The organism is Saccharothrix coeruleofusca, from assembly GCF_014648515.1.
In the GTDB taxonomy this organism is placed as follows: Bacteria; Actinomycetota; Actinomycetes; order Mycobacteriales; family Pseudonocardiaceae; genus Actinosynnema; species Actinosynnema coeruleofuscum.
The window spans coordinates 136,674-158,453 of the sequence record NZ_BMRG01000017.1; the positions used below are offsets into that span (position 1 = coordinate 136,674).

The window sequence follows — 21,780 nt, forward strand, 5'->3', positions numbered from 1 at the left end:
GCGCGCCCGGTGTCGGGCTGGGGCTCAGCGTCGCCAAGGGGTTCACCGAGGCGATGGGCGGGACGATCCTGGCCGAGGACACCCCCGGCGGCGGGCTGACGGTGGTGATCTCGCTGCCGGTGGCGGTCCGGGAGCCCCCGCCTCGGCCCGGTCACACCCCCACCGCGCCCGCAAGTACCACCCGGGGGGCCCACGGGGGCCGGTAAGTACTACCCAGGCCACCGCGCCACGCCGCGCGACGTGCTCACGAACCGGGACAGCCCTGGGTCAGCCCGCCGCGGCCCTGGCGTAGCGGTGGGCCAGGCGGGCGAAGGCGTCCTTGAGCTCGGCCGGACCGACGACCTCGACGTCGGCGTCGAACCTGCCCAGCGCGGCGGCCAGACCGGTCCACGACCAGGAGCCCAGGACCAGTCGGCAGCGGTCCGGGCCCAACTCCTCGACGACGCCCTCGGAGGTGTGCCGGGAGACGGCGGCGGCGGGCAGGTCGAGGATCACCTCGCCCCGGCACGGCCAGTCGCCGGAGCCGTCCGAGCCCCGGAACCTGCTCGTGACGAAGGCGGCCACATCCCCTCCGGGCAGCTCGCGCGGCGTGAAGCGCGGTCCCGTCGGGGTGCGCGGGCTGATCCGGTCGGCGCGGAAGGTGCGCCAGTCGTCGCGGTCGAGGTCCCAGGCGACGAGGTACCAGCGCCCGCCTCTGGTGACGAGGTGGTGCGGTTCCACCCGACGCGGCGGAGTCAGCGCGTCGTCGCCGTCGTCCTCCGGGCGGCGGTAGTCGAAGCGCAGCACCTCGCGGGCGTGGACGGCGGCGCTGAGCGCCACGAGCACGCCGCTGTCGACCCGCGGTGCGGCGGACCGCTGCACGGGGGTGACCCGGAAGGTGTCGACGCGGCGGCGCAACCGGGCGGGCATGACCTGCCGGACGGTGTTCAGCGCCCGCGCCGCGGCCTCCTCGACGCCCGCGCCGCTGACGGCGGCGATCCGCAGCCCGACGACGAGCGCGACCGCCTGCTCGTCGTCGAACAGCAGCGGCGGCAGTTCCGCGCCCGCGCCGAGCCGGTACCCGCCGTCCGGCCCCTTGGTGGCCACGATGGGGTAGCCGAGTTCGCGCAGGCGGTCGACGTCGCGGCGCACGGTGCGCGGACTGATCTCCAGCCGTTCGGCCAGCAGCGCCCCCGGCCAGTCCCGGCGGGCCTGGAGCAGCGAGAGCAGCGAGAGCAACCGCGCTGAGGTCTTCTGCACGGTTCCATCCTGCCGGAGAAGAGGTCACAACCTGTCCGCTTCGGCTGCGATCGTGGCCACGTGCCGGACACCGCCCGAGCGGTCCACCCGGCGGCTCTTCCCGATGATCAGACGACGGTGTGGAGAAAACGTGTTCGACGTTCTGGGCGATGTGAACTGGATCGGCATCCTGGTCGGTTTCATCGCCTTCACCCTGCTGGGCGCGCTGTGGTTCGCCCTGCTGTTCGCCAGGGCCTACAACACCTCGCTGGGCCGCGACGCGGCGGCGCGGCCGGAGGGCTCGCCCCTGTTCTACTTCGGCCCCGCGCTGACCGCTCTGGTGGTGACCGCCACCAGCGGGGTCCTGATGGCCGCGCTGCGCGTCGAGTCCTACCCGGACGCCCTGCTGTTCGGCCTGATCGTCGGCGCGGGGTACCTGGTGGCGAACACCGTCAACATCGCCATCAACCCCAACTTCCCCCGGCCGCTGTTCTACTCGCTGATCTCCGGCGCCTACAACCTGCTCGGCAGCCTGCTGGTCAGCACCATCCTGGTGACGGTCTGAACCGCCGCCGGACCCGCGCGACAACCGAGAGGAACGGCACCGCCGTGAGGATGCGAGACCTGGGGCGCACCGGTATCCGGGTGAGCCCCTACTGCCTGGGCACCATGATGTTCGGCCAAGCGGGCAACCCCGACCCGCAGGACTGCGCCCGGATCGTCCACCGGGCGCTGGACGCGGGCATCAACTTCATCGACACCGCCGACGTGTACGGCCCTCACGGCCTGTCCGAGGAGATCCTGGGCGCCGCGCTCAAGGGCAGGCGCGACGACGTGGTGCTGGCCACCAAGTTCAACGGGTCGATGGGGGAGGACCCCAACCGCGGGGGCAGCTCGCGGCGCTGGGTGGTCACGGCGGTGGAGGACTCGCTGCGGCGCCTGGGGACCGACCACATCGACCTGTACCAGGTCCACCACCCCGATCCGCGCACCGACGTGGAGGAGACGCTGTCCGCGCTGACCGACCTGGTGCGCAGCGGCAAGGTGCGCGCCATCGGGTCGTCGAACCTGCCCGCCTCGGACATCGTCGAGGCGCAGTGGGTCGCCGAGCGGCGCGGGTTGCAGCGCTTCCGCACCGAGCAGCCCACGTACTCCATCCTCAACCGGGGCATCGAGCGCGAGGTCCTGCCCGTGTGCCAGCGCTACGGCATGGGGGTGCTGGTGTGGAGCCCGCTGTCGATGGGGCTGCTGACCGGCCGCTACCGCAAGGGCGGGCCCGAGCCGAGGAACGCGCGGATGCACTGGGTTCCCCGGCACATGACCGACGAGCGCAAGCTCGCCGCCGTGGAGGAGCTGATCCCGCTGGCCGACCAGGCCGGTCTGTCGCTGACCCACCTGGCGATGGCCTTCGCCGTAGCCCACCCCGGCGTCACCTCGGCCATCATCGGCCCGCGCACCCCGCAGCAGCTCGAAGACCTGCTGGCCGGTGCCGAGGTCACGCTGGACGACGAGCTGCTCGACCGGATCGACCGGGTCGTGGCGCCCGGCACCGACCTGGGCCCGCTGGACGTTTCCCACGTGCCGCCCGCCGTCGAGCACGCGGCGTTGCGCCGCAGGCCGGTCGCCGAGCGCGCCGCGGCATGACCGCGCTGGACACCCGCGCGCTCAACCGCGCGACGCTGGCCCGGCAGCTGCTGCTCGACCGCGCCGGGCTGCCGGTGCTCGACGCCGTGGCGCACCTGGGCGGTCTGCAGGCGCAGGAACCGCAGGAGCCGTTCGTCGGACTGTGGTCGCGGCTGCGCGGGTTCACCCCGGCCACCCTGGACGAGCTGCTCACCGGGCGGCGCGTGGTGCGCACCCACCTGATGCGCCGCACGATCCACCTGCTCACCGCCGAGGACGCCCTGGCGTGGCGGGCCCGCCACGACGCCATGCTGCGCCAGCGGGTGCTCGGGGTCTACCGCCGCGAGCTCGACGGGGTCGACCTCGACGAGCTCGCCGCGGCGGGCCGGGCGCTGCTGGCCGACGGCCAACCCCGCTCGATGGGCGAGCTGGGCCGGGCGCTGGCCGCGCGCTGGCCCGGCGCGGGGCCCCGTGCGCTGGGGGAGGTGGTGATCGCCGCGCTGGTGCCCGTGGTGCAACTGCCGCCGCGCGGGCTGTGGCGGGTCAAGGCGGGAGTGCGCAACGTGCCGCTGTCGTCCTGGTTGGGGCGCGAGGTCGACCCGCCCGACCCGGACGGCTCCGACGCGGTGGGGCGGGCGCTGGTGCGGCGCTACCTGGCCGCGTTCGGCCCCGCCGCCACGGCCGACCTGCGCGCCTGGTGCGGGTTGGCGGGCCTGCCCGCCGCGGTGGCCGCGGTGCGGGGCGAGCTGGTCGCCTTCCGCGACGAGCGCGGCCGGGAACTGCTGGACCTGCCCGACGCGCCGCGACCCGACCCGGACACCCCGGCCCCGGTGCGGTTCCTGCCCGCGTTCGACAACGCGATCCTGGGCTACCACGACCGCGACCGGATCATCGACCACGCCCACCGGGGGCTGTCGGTCGCCGGGGCCAGGGTCGTCCTGGTCGACGGCCGGGTCGCGGCGACCTGGGCGACCGAGGTGGACACCGTGGTGGTCACGCCGCTGCGCGGGTTCTCCCCGGCCGAGCACGCCGCCGTCGCCGAGGAGGGGCAGGAGCTGGCGTCGTTGCTGTCCGACGGCGACAGCCACCGCGTGCGGTTCGCCCAGCCCACCGGCTGACCCCAAGCGCCTGCAAGTACTACCCGCGCCCCACCACCGAGCGCATAACTACTACCCGTGCCGAGCACGTCCACGAGGCGGGTAGTAGTTACCTGCCCGCGCAAGCGCGTCGGGTAGTACTTGCAGGCGCCTGTGGGGGATCAGCACGGGTGACCGCTCATCGCCGCTTTCAGGGAACGGGTGAGCGCCTCGCCCGCCGTGGTGGCGTAGACGAACCGGTCCGGCCGCAGTACCGCGAGTTCCACGCGGTGGCGGGCGAACCACTCGGCCAGCGCGCCGTCGACGTCCGCCACCTCGTCCCGGCGCGGGGTCACGCCCGGCGGCACGACCCGCAGGAACCGGGCGGGCGGCCCCTGCCACCGCGCCGCCGCGCGCGCGTCCACACCCGGCCCGATGACCGCGAACCCCGAACCGAGCACCTCGTCCAGCAGCACCGGCGTGGCCGAGCCCGCCACCACCACCCTGGGCTGCGGGAACATCGTCCCGACCGGGCCGCGCCGGACGCCGCCTGCCATCACCCCGCGTCGGTGCGCGGGCAGCGGCTTGAACTCGAAGTGCCGCACGAAGCGGCGCACTCGCGGCACCAGTTGCGCGGCGCGCAGCACCGAGTCGCGCAGGAACGCGGCGAAGCGGTTGCGCACCAGGAAGACCCGGCCCAGGCGCACGCTCGTGGCGGCCATCTCCTCGGTGTGCGGGCGGCGTTCGAGCTCGTAGCTGTCCAGCAGCGCGGGCTCCGCCCGGCCGCGCAGGACCAAGGCGAGCTTCCAGGTCAGGTTGGCCGCGTCGCGCAGGCCGCTGCACAGGCCCTGCCCCAGGAACGGCGGCATCTGGTGGGCGGCGTCGCCGAGCAGGAGCACCCGCCCGGCCCGCCAGCGCTCGGCGACCAGGTTGTGGAAGGTGTAGACCACGGCGCGGGTCACCGTGAAGCGGTCCGGGTCGACGTAGGGCGCGACCAGCTCGGCGACGGTCCCCGGTCGCGTCACCTCCTCCGCGCTCTCGCCGTCGCGCAGCATGAACTCCAGGCGGTAGGAGCCGAACGCGCCGGGGGAGACGAACGCGGGTCTGCGCCAGTCGCAGACGAACCGGGGCCGCCGCACCCGGACCGCGTCGGGGGCGGCGGTGCCCGAGATCGCCAGCCACGGCTCGGCGGAGGAGCCGCCCACGAGCGGAATCCCGACCGCCGCCCTGGTCGCGCTGCGGGCGCCGTCGCAACCGAGCGCGTAGCGGGCGCGCACCCGGCTGCGCTCGCCGGTGGCGACATCGCGCAGCACCGCGGTCACCGCGTCGTCGTCCTGCTCCAGGTCCACCAGTTCCACGCCGGTGCGCAGGGTGACGTGCGCGAAGCGGGCCAGGCCCACGCGCAGGGACGCCTCCAGCCGGGGCTGGTCGAAGAAGTGCAGGGGCCTGCTCCCGAGCCCGAAGTCGATCTCGTCCAGCGCGATGGTGGCGAAGGCGCGTCCCCGCGCGTTGACGTACTCGGCGGCGTCGGGCGGGTACATGTCGGCGGCCACCTCCTGCCGCAGCCCGGCCTGCTGGTAGACGCGCAGCGCCTCGTCGTCGCAGGAGAAGGCGCGCGGCTGCTGGTGCGGCGCGGTGCCGCGCTCCACGACCAGCGTGCGCACGCCGTGCGTGCCGAGCAGGTTGGCGGTGAGCGCGCCGACCGGTCCGCAGCCGATGATGACGACGTCGTACATGGGGTTCCTCCGGGGTGCGACGGCTGTGACCACTTCACCCGGAGCCTGTGGAATCCCTGTTGAACCCCACCTCCACAACGCCCGCAAGTACTACCCGTGGGGTGTTCCAGGGCCGGTAACCACTGCCCGTGCCGAGGTCGGGTAGTGGTTACCGGCCCTGTGGGGTGGGGCGGGTAGTACTTGCCGACGGGGGGAAGCGGGGGAGGAGGAGGTGGGCGCCTTGGGCGGCGGCGAGGCGGGCGCCCTCGCGCAGGTCCTCCGCGTCGCCCAGGGCCAGGCCGCGCACGCGGAGCAGTTCGGGGACCAGCACCCGCTCGCCCACCTCGTCGGCCACCGCCAAGCCCTCCTCGGCCAGCACCGCCGCCGCGCCCGCGTCCCCGGCGGCGAGGTGGGCCTCGGCCACGGCGGCGATGGTGATCGTGCGGGTCGAGCGCAGCCCCGGCCGGTAGATGGCCTCCCCGGCCTCCCGCATGGCCGCCAGCCGCGTCGCGTCACCGCCGCGCACGGCCGCCCACTCGGTCAGGAAGTCGCCCACGGTGACGAAGTGCGGCATGTTCTGCCGCGCCCCGATCTCCCGGCAGCGCGCGGCCGCCGCGCGGCCCGCGACCACGTCGTGCTCCTGCAGCGCCGCCCACGCGGCGAACAGCGCGGCGTTGGCTCGCCCGTACGGGTCGTCCACCCGCTCTGCGAGCGCCCGCGCGGCGGCGATGTCGGTGCGCGCCCCCACCGGATCTCCGCGCAGCGAGCGCACCAGGGCGCGGAAGTCGTGGACGGCCAGCGCGGGCGTGCGGCCGGTCTGCCCGCTGAGCAGCCTCGGGTCCAGGTCGCGCAGCCGGTCGACGGCGGCGCTGAGGTGCTCGTCGGCCTCGGCCAGCCTGCCGGTGAAGTAGCCGACCACGCCCAGCAGGTAGCGGCCCGCCGCGGCGATCACGCCGCTGTCGTCGGCCTCCAGCAGGCGGGTGGCCAGGTCCTCGGCGATGGCGTGCTCGGCGCGGTTGCAGGCCAGCTCGCCCAGCGTCCACAGGGCGGTGCGCACGTCGGCGTCCGGACCCACCACGGCGAGCAGGTCGCGGGCGCGGGCGCACACCCGGTCCACCGCGTCGCTGCCGACGCCCGCGGTGATCTGCAGCAGGGCCGTGCGGCGCAGCTGCACGGCCAGCTCGGCCTCGGCGGCGGCGGGCGAGGTGGCCGAGGTGAGCGCCAGCCGGGCGGCGGCCCGGTCGAGGTGGGCCATGGCGTCCTCATAGGCCAGCCGCCGAGCGGCGTCCTCGGCCGCCCGCAGCGTCCAGCGCAGGTGGTCCTCGTCGCGCCCGAGGCCCGCGGCCTGGCCGTAGTGGTGGGCCAGCTCGGCCGGGCTGAGCCCGCCGGAGCGGGCGCAGGCGTCGGCCAGGCGGGCGTGCAGCGCGGCCCGTCGCGGCGGGGCCAGCTCGGCGTAGGCGACCTCGGCGAACAGCGGGTGGCGGAACCGCACCGCGCCCGGCCCGGCCCCGGTGACCAGGTCGGTGACCGCGAGCCGGGTGGCGTGCGGGCCCAGCAGGCGCAGGTCGAGTTCGCGGCCCGCGACGCTGAGCAGGTCCAGGCACTCGCGGGTGGGTTCGTCCAGCGCGTGCAGCCGCAGCCGGACGGCGTCGCGGACGCTGGGCGGCGGCTCGCCCTCGGGCGCGGCGAGCAGTTCGGTGATGAAGAACGGGTTGCCGCCGGTCCGGGTGACCAGCCGCCGGACCAGCTCGGCGGGTGCCGGTGCGCCGGTGCGCCCGCGCACCAGGTCGGCGACCGCCTCGGCGTCCAGCCCGGCGGGGCGCAGCTGGCGGAAGCCGGGCTGGCGGGCCAGGTCGGCCAGCGCGGCGACCAGCGCCGGGTCGCGCTCGTAGGGCCGCAGCGTGGCCACCACCAGCACCCGGCTGCCGTGCAGGGTGCTGGCCAGGTAGCGCAGTAGCAGCAGCGAGTCGGGGTCGGCGGCGTGCAGGTCGTCCAGCACGAGCACCAGCCCCGCCGGCTCGGCGACCGCGCGGACCAGCGCGGACACCGCCTCGTAGGTGCGGAACCGGGCCGCCGGGTCGAGGCCCCCGGTCGCGGGTTCGGCCGCGGGTTCGGCGGCGAAGCCCGCCAGCGCGGTGTCGGCACCCGCCCGACCGGCTTCCGGCCTGGTCACCAAGGCCCGCACGACCTGCGCCCACAGCCAGAACGGCGGCGCCTGCCCGACGTCGGGGCAGCGCCCCCACACCACCGGGGTGTCCCCGGCCGACTCCTCGACCGCGGTGGCCAGGCTGGTCTTGCCGATGCCCGCCTCGCCCACGACGGCCACCACGCGCCCGCCGTCGTGCCGGGCGGCGTCGAGCATCCCGGCCAGCAGGCCCACCTCGGCCTCCCGGCCGACCAGGCGTGCGGCGGGGGCGGGTGCGGCCGGGGCGGGTGCGGCAGGCGGTGGGACGGCGTGGCCGAGCACCTGCCGGTGCAGCTCGCGCAGCCGCTCGCCGGGCTCGACCCCGTAGTCGGCCGCGAGCGCGCGGCGGCCCTCGTCGAACACCGCGAGGGCCTCGGTCTGCCGCCCCGCCCGGTACAGCGCGAGCATGAGCTGCTCGCGCGCGGCCTCCCGCTCCGGGTGGGCGGCGACGAACCGGCGCAGGTCGGGCAGCACGGCCAGGTGCCGCGCCGCCGCGACCGCCGAGGCACACCGGCCCTCCTCGGCGGCCAGCCGGGCCTCGGTCAGCCGCGCCAGGTCCGGCCGCACCGCCGCCAGCTCCAGCGGCAGGTCGCCGCGCCAGAGCGCGAGCGCCTCGGCGTAGCGGCGCTCGGCCGAGGCCGGGTCGGGGGTTGCCGCCGCGCCGTCGACGAGCTCGGTGAAGCGGACGGCGTCGATGCTCGCGGGCGGGACGCTCAGCTCGTACCCGCCCGCGTGCCCGCGCAGCAGCTCGCCCGCCGCACGAGGCCCGCGCCCCGGTTCCAGTGCCCGCCGCAACCCGGCGACGTAGCTGCGCAGGGTGACCCGCGCGCCCGAAGGAGGGTGGCCGTCCCACAGCGCGTCGACCAGCCAGTCCGCGCTGAGGAAGCGGTTGTGCCGCAACAGCAGCAGCGCCAGCAGGGCCCGCTGCTTCGGCCCGCCGACCGCGACCGGCTCGTCGTCGCGCAGCACCAGCAGCGGCCCCAGCAGCCCGAACCGCACCGCGTGCCCCATCGCGGACAGCGTACGTGCGCGGACCGGGGCGTCCGAGCCCCGATCCGCGCACGCGCGGCTCAGAGCGCCGCGGCGAACTGCGCCGAGTAGAGCCGGTGGTACGCCCCGCGCGCCTGGATCAGCTCGTCGTGCGTGCCCTGCTCCACGATCCGGCCCGACTCCATGACCAGGATCAGGTCCGCGTCCCGGATGGTCGACAGCCGGTGCGCGATGACGAAGCTGGTCCGCGACGAGCGCAGCGCCGCCATCGCGTGCTGCACCAGCGACTCGGTGCGGGTGTCCACCGAGCTGGTCGCCTCGTCCAGGATCAGCAGCGACGGGTCGGCCAGGAACGCCCGCGCGATCGTCAGCAGCTGCTTCTCGCCCGCGCTGACGTTGCTGCCCTCCTCGTCGATGACCGTGTCGTAGCCGTCCGGCAGGGTGCGCACGAACCGGTCGACGTAGGTGGCCCGCGCCGCGGCCAGCACCTCCTCGTCGGTGGCGTCGGGCTTGCCGTAGGCGATGTTGTCCCGGATCGTGCCGCCGAACAGCCAGGTCTCCTGCAGCACCATGCCCACCTGCGAGCGCAGGTCCTCCCGGCGCAGCCGGGTGATGTCCACCCCGTCCAGGGTGATCCGGCCCGCGTCCAGCTCGTAGAACCGCATCACCAGGTTCACCAGCGTGGTCTTGCCCGCGCCGGTGGGCCCCACCACGGCCACCGTCTGGCCCGGCTCGGCGACCAGCGACAGGTGCTCGATCAGCGGCTGCTCGGGCTGGTAGGAGAAGCTGACGTCGTGGAACTCGACCCGGCCGCGCCGCCGGGCGGGCAGCGGGGCGTCGGCGGGGTCGGGCCGCTGCTCCGGTGCGTCGAGCACCTCGAAGACCCGCTCGGCCGAGGCGACGCCGGACTGCACCAGCGTGACCATCGACGCGACCTGGGTCAGCGGCTGGGTGAACTGCCGCGAGTACTGGATGAACGCCTGCACCTCGCCCAGGCTCATCGCGCCCGAGGTGATCCGCAGCGCGCCGACCACCGCGATCGCCACGTAGCCGACGTTGGACAGGAACATCATCACCGGCATGATCAGCCCGGAGGTGAACTGCGCCCCCAGCGCCGAACCCAGCAGCGCGTCGTTGCGGCGGCGGAACTCCTCCTCGGACTCGCGCTGCCGACCGAACACCTTCACCAGCTGGTGGCCGGTGAACGCCTCCTCGATGTGCGCGTTGAGCTCGCCGGTGTGCTTCCACTGCGCCACGAACAGCCCCTGCGAGCGCTTCCTGATCCCCCCGGTGGCCACCACCGACAGCGGGATCAGGGCCAGCGCGATCAGCGCCAGCAGCGGCGAGATCGACACCATCATCACCAGCACGCCCACCACGGTCAGCGCGGAGATCAGCAGCTGGCTCAGGGTCTGCTGCAGCGCGGTGGCGACGTTGTCGATGTCGTTGGTCACCCGCGACAGCAGCTCGCCGCGGGGCTGGCCGTCGAAGTAGCGCAGCGGCAGCCGGTGCAGCTTGGCCTCCACGTCGGCCCGCAGCCGGAAGACCACGCGCTGCACGACGTTGTTGAGCAGCCTGCCCTGCGCCAGGCCGAACGCCGCGGAGGCCAGGAACAGCACGAGCACCCACGACAGCACGCGGGCCAGCGCGGCGAAGTCGATGCCCGCGCCCGGTTCGCCGCGCAGGCGGGCCAGCACGCCGTCGAAGATGATGTCGGTGGCGTCGCCGAGGACCTTCGGCCCGATCACCCCCAGCGCGACGCTGGCGACGCCCAGCGCGACGACGGCCGCGAACGCCGACCGCTGCGGGCGCAGCAGGCCGAACAGCCTGCGCGCGGCGGGCTTGAAGTCCTCCGGCTTGCCCATCGGCATCCCCATGCCGGGCATGCCGCGGCCCATCGGCGAGGACTGCGGTCGGGGAGTGGTGCTCGCGGTGCTCATGCGGCCTGCTCCGAGGTCAGCTGGGACTGGACGATCTCGACGTAGGTCGGGCAGGTCTCCAGCAGGTCGTGGTGGGTGCCGACGCCGACGACCGAGCCCGCGTCCAGCACCACGATCTGGTCGGCGTCGAGGATGGTGGACACGCGCTGCGCGACCACGATGACCACCGCGTCCCGCGTGTGCGGGCGCAGCGCCGCGCGCAGCCGGGCGTCGGTGGCCAGGTCCAGCGCCGAGAAGGCGTCGTCGAACAGGTACACCTGCGGTTGGCGGACCAGGGCCCGCGCGATGGACAGCCGCTGCCGCTGCCCGCCGGAGACGTTCGTGCCGCCCTGGGTGATCGGCGCGTCGAGCCCGCCGGGCATCCGCTCGACGAACTCGCGCGCCTGCGCGACCTCCAGCGCCTGCCACAGCTGCTCGTCGGTGGCGTCGGGGTCGCCGTAGCGCAGGTTGTCCGCGACCGTGCCGGTGAACAGGTACGGCCGCTGCGGCACCAGGCCGATCCGGGAGCACAGCGCGTCGGGGTCGGCGTGCCGCACGTCGACGCCGTTGACCAGCACCTCGCCGCCGGTCGCGTCGATCAGCCGGGGCACCAGCGACAGCAGCGTGGTCTTGCCCGCGCCGGTGCTGCCGATGACGGCGGTGGTCCGCCCGGCCTCGGCGCGGAAGGAGATCTCGCGCAGCACCGGGTCGGCCGCGCCGGGGTAGCGGAACTCGGCGCCGCGGAACTCCACCGCGGCCGGGCCGGGCAGCTCGCGCACCGGGTCGGTGGGCGGCAGCACCGAGGACTCGGCGTCGAGCACCTCGTTGATCCGCTCGGCGCAGACCGAGGCGCGCGGGATCATCATCGAGATGAACGTCGCCATCATCACCGCGATGAGGATCTGCACCAGGTAGCTCAGGAACGCGGTCAGCGCGCCGACCTGCATCCCGCCCGCGTCGACCCGGTACGCGCCGAACCACAGGACCGCGACGCTGGAGAAGTTGAGCACCAGGCCCACGGTCGGGAAGATCAGCGCCTGCAACCGGCCGACCCGCAGCGCGGTGCCGGTGAGCGCGGTGTTGGCCTCGGCGAACCGGCGGGTCTCGGCGGACTCGCGGACGAAGGCGCGCACCACCCGGATGCCCGCCAGCTGCTCCCGCAGCACGCGGTTGACCTCGTCCAGGCGTTCCTGCATCAGGCGGAACTGGGGCACCATCCGGACGGTGATCAGGCTGATCGAGACCACCAGCACCGGCACGCACACCAGCAGCAGCCAGGACAGCCCCACGTCCTCGCGCAGCGCCATCACGATGCCCGCCACGCAGGTGATCGGCGCGGCGACCAGCATGGTGCAGCCCATCACCACCAGCAGCTGCACCTGCTGCACGTCGTTGGTGCAGCGGGTGATCAGCGACGACGGCCCGAACTGGGCGACCTCGCGGGCGGAGAACTCGCCGACCCGGTGGAAGACCGCGGCGCGCACGTCGCGGCCGAAGCTCATCGCGGTGCGGGCGCCGTAGTAGACCGCGCCGACGGAGCAGGCGATCTGCACCAGGGCCACGGCCACCATCCAGCCGCCGGTGGACAGGATGAAACCGGTGTCGCCGGTGGCCACCCCCGAGTCGATGATGTCGGCGTTGAGGCTGGGCAGGTACAGCGAGGCGATGGTGCCGACCAGTTGCAGCACGAGCACGGCGGTCAGTTCACGCCGGTAGGGGCGCAGGTGTCTGCGCAGCAGGCGGTAGAGCAAGGCGGTCCCCCATAAGAAACGGATAGTGTCTAATGAACGACGGTAGACCAGTCAGATAAGAAACGCAACGTATCTAAGGGGTAGGGTGGCCGGGACGAAGTCGCGCCGCCGGGGTGAGCAGCTGGAGCACGCCATCCTCGACGCGGCCTGGGAAGAGCTGCGAGAGGTCGGCTACGCCCGGCTCACCGTGGAAGCGGTCGCCGCGCGGGCGGGCACCAGCAAACCGGTCATCTACCGGCGCTGGGCCGGTCGGGCGGAGCTGGTCATCGCGGCGTGGCAGCACCGGGCGCCGACCGAGCACCGTACTCCGGACACCGGTGCGCTGCGATCGGATTTGCTGGTCCTGTTCACCACGATCGCCCGCCGCGCGGACGCCATGATGAACGAGGTCGTGGCGGGCGTGATGAGCGAGGCGTTCCGGCACCCCGAGGTCGCCGCGCTGCTGCGCGAGCGCCTGGTCGCCGACTCGCCGCTGGCCGGGACGGTGCGGCGGATCGTCGACCGCGCGGTGGAGCGCGGCGAGCTGCTCCCGGTCCGGCTCCCGTCGCGGGTCACCCGCCTGCCGCTGGACCTGATCCGCAACGAGAACGTGATGTGCGGGACGCCCCCCGACGACGACGTGCTGGCCTCGATGGTGGACGACGTCTACCTGCCGCTGCTGCGCGGCCTGGCCGCGCCGTGACCGCACCCCGGCCCACCGGTTCCCGGCGGGCGCGCCCGGATCAGCCCGCGGACCGGTCGGCGACGGCAGGCTCGCGCGGCGCGATCACCGAGCCGAACACCGCCGCCAGCACGCACAGCACCACCGGCACCAGGAACGCGGTGTTGAGCGGCATCCAGTGCGCCAGCCCGCCGATCAGCGCCGGACCGGCCAGCAGTCCCACGTAGCCCAGGCCGACCACCCTGGCCATCAGCGCGCCGGAGGCCCGCGTGTCGAGGTTGCCCGCCGCGGTGAACAGCTGCGGCACCCCGCCCGCCAGCCCGAGGCCGAACAGCGCCCACCCGACCAGCGCCAGCGGCACCCACGCGGTGAACGACACCAGCAGCAGCCCGACCGCGGCCAGCGCCGCGCCGTAGCGCACGATCGCCACCGGTCCCAGCAGCGCCGCGACCCGGTCGGTGGCGAAGCGGCCCGCGGTCATCGCCACCGCGAACGCGCCGTACGCGAACGCCGCCGTGCTGTCGGAGGTGCCCAGGACGTCCTTGAAGTGCAGCGCCGCCCAGTCGTTGGCCACGCCCTCGGCCAGCATCAGCGCGAACGCCAACCCGCCCAGCAGCCACACCAGCCGGGTCGGCGTCGAGCGCGGCCCGCTCTCGGCCCGCGCCGCGGCCGGGGACTGCGCGCCGTCGATCAGGAACCGGGCGGTGATCAGCGACACCACCGCGCAGAGCACCCCGGCGCAGCTCAACGACACCGCGGTGGGCACCCCGGCGCCCAGCGCCACCGCGCCCACGGCGGCGGCCGCCGCGCCGCCGATCGACCACATCGCGTGGAACGAGGCCATGATCGGACGCGGGTAGGCGCGCTCGACCACCACGGCGTGCGAGTTCATCGCCACGTCCAGCATGCCGTTGGCGAACCCGAGCACCACAAGGGCCAGCCCCAGCGCCCACCACGAGTCGGCCAGGCCGGGGCCGAACATCGCCAGGCCGAGCAGCACGCCCGCGGCGGGCAGCAGGCGGCGCTGCCCCAGCCGGTCCACCAGCGGCCCCACCACCTGCATCCCGACGAACGCCGCGCCGCCCAGCACGAGCAGCAGCAGCCCCAGGGTGCTGTGCGAGATGCCGGTGGCGCGTTCCACGTCCGGGATGTGCACGACCCACAGGCCGATGGCGAATCCGTTGAGGGTGAAGAAGGTCCACGTCGCGACGCGCGCGGCGCGGGGGAGGGCGGTGCTCATCGGTCTCCTGTGGATCGAACCGGCCCGCGGCTGCGGCATGATGGCCCCGTGCACGTCACCGAGATCACCGAGGCCCCGTGACCGGGGGCTACTTGAAGGGCCGCATCCGCCGAGAGGACATCCTCGCGGCGGCGGTCACCGTGTACGGGGAGGTGGGCTACCACGGCTCGTCGCTGCGGGAGATCGCCAAGCGGGCGGGCATCACCCACGCCGGGCTGCTCTACCACTTCCCCAACAAGGAGTCCCTGCTCGCGGCCGTGCTGGAACGCCGGGACGCGCTCGACGCCGCGCGCGAGCAGCTCCAGGCGCGACCGGGCCTGGAAGTGCTGCGCCGCTACCTCGCGCTGGCCGAGCACAACGTCGGCAACCCCGGCATCGTCGACCTGTACTCGCGGCTGGCCGCCGAGGCGGTCGCCGAGGACCACCCGGCGCACGAGTACTTCGTGCGGCACTACCGGATGGCCCGCGCGGGCGTGCTGGAGTCGTTCCGGGCCATGGCCGACAGCGGCGAACTGCGCGAGGGCGTCGACCCGGAGGTCGCGGCGCTGACCTTCATCGCGCTGATGGACGGCCTCCAGGTGCAGTGGCTGACCACCCCGGACGAAGTGGACCTGGTGGGTTCCCTGGAGTTCTACCTGCGCAGCCTGCTCACCGTCGGGCTGTGAACCGCCGCTCACCACAGCGAGCTCGCGCGGGGATCCCAGTCCGGGGGGAGCGGGGGCGGGACGTCGGCGGTGCTGGCGACCTCCACGGGCTGCCCGCGCGTGATGGACTCCTCGACGGCCAGCATCGCGTCGAGCACGTGGTAGGCCAGTTCGCCGGAGGCCCGCTCCGGCTCGCCGGAGCGGATCGCCCGCGCCAGGTCCAGCGCGCCCGTGCCGCGCGAGGCGGAGTGGCCCCGCGCTTCGAGGACTTCCGGTTCGGCGCGGTCGGGCAGGTGCAGCCGGGTGGGGCCGCCGAAGCCGTTCGGGTCGGGCAGCACGGCCGTGCCGCGCGTGCCGGAGACCTCCACGAAGCCCACGCGGTGCAGCGCCGAGTCGAAGCTGAACAGGACCTGCGCGCAACCGCCGCCGGTGAACTCGACCAGCGCGGTGACCGTGGTGGGCACGGTCACCGCGAACTCCGCGCCCGCCCTGGGGCCGGACCCGATCACCCGCGTCTCGCGCGCCCGCCCGCCGGCGGCGGTGACCCGGCCGATCGGCCCGAACAGCCCGACCAGCGCGGTCAGGTAGTACGGGCCCATGTCCAGCAGCGGCCCGCCGCCCGCCTGGTAGAGGAACTCCGGCGCGGGGTGCCAGCTCTCCGGGCCCGCGGTCTGGAACAGCGCCAGCGCCGTGCGAGGGGTGCCGATCCGGTCCGCCTCCAGCGCCCGGCGCGCGGTCTGCCAGCCCGAGCCCAGCACGGTGTCGGGCGCGCAGGCCACCCGCAGGCCCCGCGCCCGCGCCAGGTCCAGCAGCGCGCGGCCGGTCGGCCGGTCCAGCGCGAGCGGCTTCTCCGACCACACGTGCTTGCCCGCTTCCAGCGCGGCCACGCCGATCTCCGCGTGCGCGGCCGGGATGGTCAGGTTGACCACGAGTTCGACCTCGGGGTCGGCAAGCAGTTCGGCCACGTCGCACGAGCGCGGCACGCCGTGCGCCGCCGCCTGCGCCGCGGCGCGCTCCCGGTCGAGGTCGGCGACCGCCAGGACGCGCAGGTCCGGGAACGAGGTCAGGTTCTCCAGGTACGTCGTGCTGATCGTCCCCGCGCCGATGACGCCCACGCCGACCGGTCCGCTGCGGGCGGTCATCGCGCGGCCCCGGTGAGGTAGGCGCGGCTGGCCGCGATGCCCTCGAACAGGTCGCCGTCGTAGGCGTCGAACTCGACCACGCGCAGCGCCTGCGGGGCGGCGGCCAGCACCTCGGCCACCGGCACCCGGCCCTGACCGGCGGGGACCTGACCGGAGGCGTCGGTGGCCAGGTCGCCGTCCTTGACGTGGATGGCGTGCACCCGCTCGCCGAGGCGGCGCAGCAGTGAGGGTGCGTCCTCGCCGCCCGCGGTGGCCCAGTAGGTGTCGACCTCCAGCACGACCTCGGGGGCGAGCCGGTCGGCCAGCACCTCGAAGGCGCTGCGACCGCCGATCCGGGACTCCAGTTCCCACCAGTGGTTGTGGTAGCCGACGCGCACGCCGTGCCCGGCCGCGCGCGCCGCGGCCCGGTTGAGCGCGTCCGCGGTCTCGGCGATGTCGGCCGGGTCGCGCCACCGCTCGGGGGCGACGAAGGGGTCGATGACCACGTCGACGCCGCACTCCGCCGCCACGGCGAACACCGCGTCCTGGTCGGCCCCGATGAGCTGGGCGTGCGCGGTGGGCGCGCTGAGGCCGCACGCGGGCAGGTGCGTGCGCAGCACCTCCGCGTTCTCCACCACGCCGTAGGGCTCCACCCGCGTGAAGCCGATGGCGGCGAGCCTGCGCAGGGTGTCGAGGGGGTCGGCCGCGAAGGCGTCCCGGACGGAGTACAGCTGCACCGAAAGCTCGTTCATCCAGACTCCCCGTCGTCAGCGTTGGCGGCAGTGTGGAAGCGCTCCCACAATTCCTACCATCTGGTAGGAATTTCGACCAGAGCGCGTTCGGCCGACCTCAGCCCAGCCAGTCCATCGCCGCCGGGCACGCGTCGAGGACCGAGACGTGCCCGTCGTCGGGGCGCGACCACAGCTCGTGGCGGCGCAGGCGGGAGGCCATCCAGTCGGCGTGCGCGGGCGGCACCACGCGGTCCCGCCCGCCCTGCACCAGCAGCACCGGCGCCTCGACCGCGCCCAGGTCGAAGCCCCACGGGCGGACGAAGGCGAGGTCGTCGTCGACCGCCCCGCCCGGCCAGGTCGCGCCCGCGCGCTGGGCGTCGTCGCCCAACGAGGCCCAGGTGCCGGACAACGCGGCCCAGTCCGCGGCGGTGAAGCTGTCCGGGTCGAACTCCTCGGCGTAGCGCGCCCGCGCCTCGCGCCCGGCCATCGCCGCCCGCAGACCTCCGGGGGCCACCATGCCCGCGAACCAGTCGAAGTCCTCGGTGAACGGGGCGATGCCCGCCAGGCAGACCACGCCGGTCACCCGCTGCGGCAGCAGCGCGGCGCACGCGAGGGCGTGCGGACCGCCGCCGGAAGCGCCCATCACGGCGAACCGGTCGACGCCGAGCGCGTCGGCCAGGCGCGCCACGTCGGCCGCCGCCGAGGCGACGTCCCGTCCGGGCAGCGGGCTCGACCCGCCGTAACCCGGCCTGCCGTAGGACAGCAGCCGCAGGCCCCGTTCCGCCGCCGCGGCGAGCAGCGGCGCGAGCGGTGCTCCGGACTGGGGCGAGCCGTGGTGCCAGACCAGGGCGGGCCCGTCCACGCCGTTGTCGTGAGTTCGCAGCGTCCGCCCGTCCGGCAGGCGCAGATCCCGTTCCACCCCGGCAGGGTAGGTGCTCAGAGCCGCTTCCGGTCAGCGATTACGTGGGTCAGCGCGGCGACCCGGCGGTAGGGGTCCGTCGCCCCCGCGCGCTCTTCGCAGTCGAGCAGCGCGGCGAGATCGCCGGGCGGTTCGGCATCGGTCGGCGCGTTGTCGGTGAACACGCGCACGCCGTACCAGGCGCGCACAGCGAGCCCGAGCCGGTCCAGCGAGGCGGCCAGCGCGTCGAAGCGGTCCGCGCGGGCGGGCACGCCGATGCGGTTGTCGTAGGTCGTCTCGTCGAACGCCCGCAGCGCCGTCGCCCAGTCGCCGAGCAGGCCGGGGCGCATCGCCAGCGCGTCACCGTTGCGCACCAGCAGGGACAGCACGCCGCCGTCGCCGACCACCCGCGCCAGCCCGGCCAGCAGCGGTTCGGGATCGGCGAAGTACATCAGGACGCCGTGGCAGAGCACCAGGTCGAAGCTCCCCGCCGGGAACAGCGGGTCCAGGTGCCGAGCGTCGCCCTCGACCACGCGCACCCGGCCTCGCGGCGGGTCGGCGGCCAGCGCGTCGGCGAGGTCCCCCAGCAGCGCGGTCGAGGTGTCCAGACCGGTCACGTGGTGGCCGCGCCGGGCCAGGCGCAGCAGCTGCGTGCCCTGGCCGCACCCGACGTCCAGCACCCGCAGCGGTGGCGAGTCCGGGACGTGGGCGGCCAGCTGCCGGGCCACCAGCTCCTGGCGCACGACCTGCCGCACCGAGCCCAGCCCGTCCCGCCACCGCCGCTCGCCCGCCGCGAAGCCCGTCACGGCCGCGGGTCGTCCAGCAGCTCGGCCAGCAGGGCGCGGACGCGGCGGTCGATGTCGTCCCGGATCGGGCGCACCGCCGCCACGTCCCGGCCCGCCGGGTCGTCGAGTTGCCAGTCCAGGTAGCGCTTGCCGGGGAAGACCGGGCAGGCGTCGCCGCAGCCCATGGTGATCACCACGTCGGAGGCCGCCACGTCCTCGGCGGTCAGCTTGGCGGGCACCGCGTCGGTGATGTCCAGGCCCCACTCGGCCAGCGCCCGCGCCGCGGCGGGGTTGACCTGGTCGGCGGGGGCCGAGCCCGCGGAGCGGACGGCGACCCGGCCCAGGGCGTGGTGGCGCAGCAGCGCGGCGGCCATCTGGGACCGGCCCGCGTTGTGGACGCAGACGAACAGGACTTCGGGTTTGCCGCTCAACGGTTCCGTCCTTCCGTGGGGGTGATCGCGGGGGCCAAGTGGTCCACCCGCTCGGCGAGGTCGCGGCAGGCCCGGTCGAACGCCTCCCCGGTGCCCGCCGCGGCCGGGTCCGGCACCGACCAGTGCAGCCGGTCGACGCCGCCCAGCTCCTCGTGGGCGCTGTCGCACACCGCGACCACCAGGTCGTCCGGCCGCAGCACCTCGCCGACGTGGCGGGTGCGGGCGCGGGCCAGGGACAGGCCGTGGGCGCGCGCGGTGGCCACGGCCAGCGGGTGCACCCCTTCGGCGGGGCGGGTGCCCGCGCTCGCGGCGGCCACCCGGCTGCGTCGCCGCCACAGCGCGGCGGCCAGTGGGGAGCGGGCGGAGTTGCGGCTGCACACGAACAGCACCCTCGGCGCCCGCCGCACCCCGGTCGGCCCGAGGTGGGCCCGCACGTCGGCGCGCAACCGCAGGTACGTGCGGCGGTGGTCGCCCTCGGAGCGCGAACGCGCCACCACCCCCGCCCGTTCCAGCAGCTTGAGGTGGTGCGCCAGCAGGTTGCTCGGCAGCCCGAGCGCGCGGCCGATCTCGCCGGGGGAGGCGTCACCCAGGCGCAGCAGCTCCACCACGGCCAACCGGGCGGGCTCGCCCAGGGCCGCGTGCACCCGCGCGCGAGCCGTCAGCTCCGCAGACCACTCATCATCCACTGACTCAATGGTGGTTGAGCCAAACCGGCGGCGTCAACCCGCTCCGCGCGGCGGTCGCGTCGCGGCACGTGGCGACCCGAACACGCACCGCTGCTGCACTACGTTCACCCGTATGGACGTAGTCGATCCGGACGCGCCCTGGAGCGCCTGGCGGCGCCCCGGTCCCACGGCCGCCCAACGACGCCAGGACCTCTGGACCGCCTCCGCCGTGCTCGCGCTCGCCGTGGTGATGACCATGCTGGTCAACAGCATGGGCGCGTTCGCCTTCGGCCGGGCCCCGACGCTGACCGAGCAGCTGGCCTGGGTCGCCGCGCTGACCGCGACGCTGGCCGTGCGGCGGCGGTACCCGCTGGCCGTGCTGCTCGTGGTCGGCGCGCTGTTCATCGCCGCGCAGCACCGGCAGATCGCGGACAACTTCATGCCCTCGGTGGCGCTGTTCCTGGCCATCTACAACGCCGGGGCGTGGGAGCCGAACCGGGTGCTCGCCCGGTGGTCCCGCGTCGCCGTCATCGTGGCGATGTTCGCCTGGCTGGGCGTCGGGCTGGTGTCGTTCCTGGTGGCCCCGGCCCCGGAGTTCGCCGACGCGGCCGGGCCGCTGGACCCGCTGCTGGCCTCGGTGCTCTACGGCATCGGGCTCAACCTGCTGTTCTACCTGTCCGCGTACTTCTTCGGCGACATGGCGTGGTTGTCCGCGCGCAGGCAGGTCGAGCTGGAGCACCGCGCAGAGCAGCTGCGCCGGTCCCAGGAGCAGAACACGCGCGGCGCGATCGTCGCCGAACGGGTGCGCATCGCGCGGGACCTGCACGACGTCGTCGCCCACCACGTGTCGGTGATGGGCATCCAGGCGGCGGCCGCGCGGCGCGTCCTGGACACCGACCACGAGCTGGCCCGCGCCGCGCTGCGCACGGTCGAGGACACCGCCCGCACGGCCATCGGCGACCTGCGCGGCCTGCTCGGCGTGCTGCGCGAGGAGGACGCCCCGAACGCGGAGGACGCCCCGAGCGCGGACCTGGACGCGCACCGGTCCTCGCCGGGGCTGGACCAGCTGCCGGACCTGGTGGAGACGGCGCGGTCGACCGGCCTGCGGGTGGAGCACGGCGTCTACGGCGAGCCGCGCGCGGTGCCCGAGGGCGTCGCCCTGTCGGCCTACCGGGTGGTGCAGGAGGCGCTGACCAACGTGGTCAAGCACGCGGGGGCGCGGCGGGCGGAGGTCCGCCTGCGCTACCTGGACGGCGCGGTGGAGGTCGAGGTCACCGACGACGGACGCGGGCGCGGGGGCAAGACCGGCGGGTTCGGCCTGCTGGGGATGAAGGAGCGGGTCGCCGTGCACGGCGGGCGGTTCGAGGCGGGACCGCGCCGCGACGCCGGTTACCGCGTGCGGGCCAGCTTCCCGGCGGGCGCGCGGCCGGCGGGCGAGGGGGAGCGGTGAACGGGCAGCGTCCGCTGCGGGTCGTGCTCGCCGACGACCACGACCTGGTGCGCGCGGGCTTCCGGGTCATCCTCGGGACGGAGCCCGGCATCGAGGTCGTCGGCGAGGCGCGCGACGGCGCCGAGGCGGTGGAGCTGGCCGCCCGGCTGGAGGTCGACGTGGTGCTGATGGACGTGCAGATGCCCGGCCTGGACGGGCTGGAGGCGACCCGGCGCATCCTCGGCTCGGCGGGCTGCGCGAGCCCGGTCAAGGTCGTCATCCTCACCACCTTCGACCGGGAGGACTACCTGTTCGAGGCGCTGCGCGCGGGCGCGAGCGGCTTCCTGCTCAAGAACGCCTCCCCGGAGGACCTGGTCGAGTCGGTCCGGGTGGTCGCGCGCGGCGACGCGCTGCTGTCCCCCGAGGTCACCCGCCGCGTCATCGCCCGCTTCTCCGCCCCCGCGCCCGCCGAGCCGGTGCGCCGCCCGCCCGAGCTGACCGATCGCGAGTTCGAGGTGCTGGTGCTGCTGGCACGCGGGGTGAGCAACGCCGAGATCGCCTCGGCGCTGCACTTGGGCGAGACGACGGTGAAGACGCACGTGTCGCGCATCCTGGCCAAGCTGGGCCTGCGCGACCGCACGCAGGCCGTCGTGTTCGCCTACGAGCACGGCATCGTCACGCCCGGCCGGGGCTGAGGT

The 21,780-nt window shown here is 74.9% G+C and carries 20 protein-coding genes; 8 read left to right on the forward strand and 12 right to left on the reverse strand.

Annotation, left to right across the window (positions count from 1 at the left end; all coding sequences use genetic code 11):
- Nucleotides 1-206: ATP-binding protein (locus IEZ00_RS37340; RefSeq protein ID WP_229796210.1), on the forward strand; the 206-nt coding region annotated here is incomplete at its 5' end.
- Nucleotides 207-267: 61 nt separating this feature from the next.
- On the opposite strand, the gene IEZ00_RS29590 is transcribed toward IEZ00_RS37340, so the two are convergent.
- Nucleotides 268-1,239: a helix-turn-helix transcriptional regulator gene (locus tag IEZ00_RS29590; RefSeq protein WP_189226635.1), complete on the reverse strand. Its 972-nt coding sequence runs from the start codon at nucleotides 1,237-1,239 to the stop codon at nucleotides 268-270.
- 130 nt (nucleotides 1,240-1,369) lie between these two features.
- Here IEZ00_RS29590 and IEZ00_RS29595 point away from each other — a divergent pair, with 130 nt between their 5' ends.
- The 3 genes from IEZ00_RS29595 to IEZ00_RS29605 are packed head-to-tail and all read left to right on the forward strand — an operon-like array spanning nucleotide 1,370 to nucleotide 3,959.
- On the forward strand, nucleotides 1,370-1,783 hold the full coding sequence (locus IEZ00_RS29595; protein WP_189226636.1) for a DUF1761 domain-containing protein: 414 nt from the start codon (nucleotides 1,370-1,372) through the stop codon (nucleotides 1,781-1,783).
- Nucleotides 1,784-1,827: 44 nt separating this feature from the next.
- Entirely contained in the window at nucleotides 1,828-2,862 is a 1,035-nt protein-coding gene (locus IEZ00_RS29600; RefSeq protein WP_189226637.1) for an aldo/keto reductase, read from the forward strand.
- The gene (locus tag IEZ00_RS29605; RefSeq protein WP_189226638.1) at nucleotides 2,859-3,959 is read left to right on the forward strand and encodes a winged helix DNA-binding domain-containing protein; all 1,101 of its coding nucleotides are present in this window, start codon (nucleotides 2,859-2,861) and stop codon (nucleotides 3,957-3,959) included. Before IEZ00_RS29600 ends, IEZ00_RS29605 begins: the two co-directional genes overlap by 4 nt.
- Before the next feature lie 140 nt (nucleotides 3,960-4,099).
- Here IEZ00_RS29605 and mhpA read toward each other — a convergent pair whose 3' ends face one another.
- From mhpA to IEZ00_RS29625, 4 genes are all read right to left on the reverse strand, one after another.
- Complete coding sequence (gene mhpA, locus IEZ00_RS29610) at nucleotides 4,100-5,653, reverse strand: bifunctional 3-(3-hydroxy-phenyl)propionate/3-hydroxycinnamic acid hydroxylase MhpA (RefSeq protein ID WP_189226639.1); 1,554 nt, start codon at nucleotides 5,651-5,653, stop codon at nucleotides 4,100-4,102.
- A gap of 148 nt (nucleotides 5,654-5,801) precedes the next feature.
- Nucleotides 5,802-8,828, reverse strand: a complete 3,027-nt coding sequence (locus tag IEZ00_RS29615) for an ATP-binding protein (RefSeq protein ID WP_229796211.1) — start codon at nucleotides 8,826-8,828, stop codon at nucleotides 5,802-5,804.
- Nucleotides 8,829-8,887: 59 nt separating this feature from the next.
- Nucleotides 8,888-10,747 (reverse strand): ABC transporter ATP-binding protein, encoded by a 1,860-nt coding sequence (locus IEZ00_RS29620; RefSeq protein WP_373293220.1) that lies wholly within the window; start codon nucleotides 10,745-10,747, stop codon nucleotides 8,888-8,890.
- Complete coding sequence (locus IEZ00_RS29625; RefSeq protein WP_189226640.1) at nucleotides 10,744-12,477, reverse strand: ABC transporter ATP-binding protein; 1,734 nt, start codon at nucleotides 12,475-12,477, stop codon at nucleotides 10,744-10,746. Before IEZ00_RS29625 ends, IEZ00_RS29620 begins: the two co-directional genes overlap by 4 nt.
- 85 nt (nucleotides 12,478-12,562) lie before the next feature.
- Here IEZ00_RS29625 and IEZ00_RS29630 point away from each other — a divergent pair, with 85 nt between their 5' ends.
- Entirely contained in the window at nucleotides 12,563-13,159 is a 597-nt protein-coding gene (locus IEZ00_RS29630; RefSeq protein ID WP_189226641.1) for a TetR/AcrR family transcriptional regulator, read from the forward strand.
- Nucleotides 13,160-13,199: 40 nt separating this feature from the next.
- Here the strand turns inward: IEZ00_RS29630 and IEZ00_RS29635 are convergent, their stop codons facing one another.
- Nucleotides 13,200-14,378, reverse strand: coding sequence for an MFS transporter (locus tag IEZ00_RS29635; RefSeq protein ID WP_189226642.1), 1,179 nt, complete (start codon nucleotides 14,376-14,378; stop codon nucleotides 13,200-13,202).
- A 77-nt stretch (nucleotides 14,379-14,455) separates the two neighbouring features.
- Between IEZ00_RS29635 and IEZ00_RS29640 the strand changes: the two genes are divergently transcribed.
- On the forward strand, nucleotides 14,456-15,043 hold the full coding sequence (locus IEZ00_RS29640) for a TetR/AcrR family transcriptional regulator (RefSeq protein WP_189226643.1): 588 nt from the start codon (nucleotides 14,456-14,458) through the stop codon (nucleotides 15,041-15,043).
- 8 nt (nucleotides 15,044-15,051) lie between these two features.
- On the opposite strand, the gene IEZ00_RS29645 is transcribed toward IEZ00_RS29640, so the two are convergent.
- From IEZ00_RS29645 to IEZ00_RS29670, 6 genes are all read right to left on the reverse strand, one after another.
- Complete coding sequence (locus IEZ00_RS29645; protein ID WP_189226644.1) at nucleotides 15,052-16,164, reverse strand: Gfo/Idh/MocA family protein; 1,113 nt, start codon at nucleotides 16,162-16,164, stop codon at nucleotides 15,052-15,054.
- Complete coding sequence (locus IEZ00_RS29650) at nucleotides 16,161-16,895, reverse strand: sugar phosphate isomerase/epimerase family protein (RefSeq protein WP_189226645.1); 735 nt, start codon at nucleotides 16,893-16,895, stop codon at nucleotides 16,161-16,163. The genes IEZ00_RS29645 and IEZ00_RS29650 overlap by 4 nt, the downstream gene beginning before the upstream one ends.
- Nucleotides 16,896-16,992: 97 nt before the next feature.
- Nucleotides 16,993-17,793: an alpha/beta fold hydrolase gene (locus IEZ00_RS29655; RefSeq protein ID WP_229796212.1), complete on the reverse strand. Its 801-nt coding sequence runs from the start codon at nucleotides 17,791-17,793 to the stop codon at nucleotides 16,993-16,995.
- Between the two features lie 17 nt (nucleotides 17,794-17,810).
- Nucleotides 17,811-18,578 carry a class I SAM-dependent methyltransferase gene (locus IEZ00_RS29660; RefSeq protein ID WP_209617457.1) on the reverse strand — a complete coding sequence of 256 codons (768 nt, stop codon included), beginning with the start codon at nucleotides 18,576-18,578 and terminating at the stop codon, nucleotides 17,811-17,813.
- Nucleotides 18,575-18,988 (reverse strand): arsenate reductase ArsC, encoded by a 414-nt coding sequence (locus IEZ00_RS29665; protein WP_189226646.1) that lies wholly within the window; start codon nucleotides 18,986-18,988, stop codon nucleotides 18,575-18,577. Before IEZ00_RS29665 ends, IEZ00_RS29660 begins: the two co-directional genes overlap by 4 nt.
- A complete protein-coding gene (locus IEZ00_RS29670; RefSeq protein ID WP_189226647.1) occupies nucleotides 18,985-19,674 on the reverse strand; it encodes an arsenate reductase/protein-tyrosine-phosphatase family protein in 690 nt (229 codons plus the stop codon). The genes IEZ00_RS29665 and IEZ00_RS29670 overlap by 4 nt, the downstream gene beginning before the upstream one ends.
- Before the next feature lie 112 nt (nucleotides 19,675-19,786).
- Here IEZ00_RS29670 and IEZ00_RS29675 point away from each other — a divergent pair, with 112 nt between their 5' ends.
- A complete protein-coding gene (locus IEZ00_RS29675) occupies nucleotides 19,787-21,103 on the forward strand; it encodes a sensor histidine kinase (RefSeq protein ID WP_189226648.1) in 1,317 nt (438 codons plus the stop codon).
- Nucleotides 21,100-21,777, forward strand: a complete 678-nt coding sequence (locus IEZ00_RS29680; RefSeq protein ID WP_189226649.1) for a response regulator — start codon at nucleotides 21,100-21,102, stop codon at nucleotides 21,775-21,777. The genes IEZ00_RS29675 and IEZ00_RS29680 overlap by 4 nt, the downstream gene beginning before the upstream one ends.
- The last annotated feature ends 3 nt before the right edge of the window (nucleotides 21,778-21,780 follow it).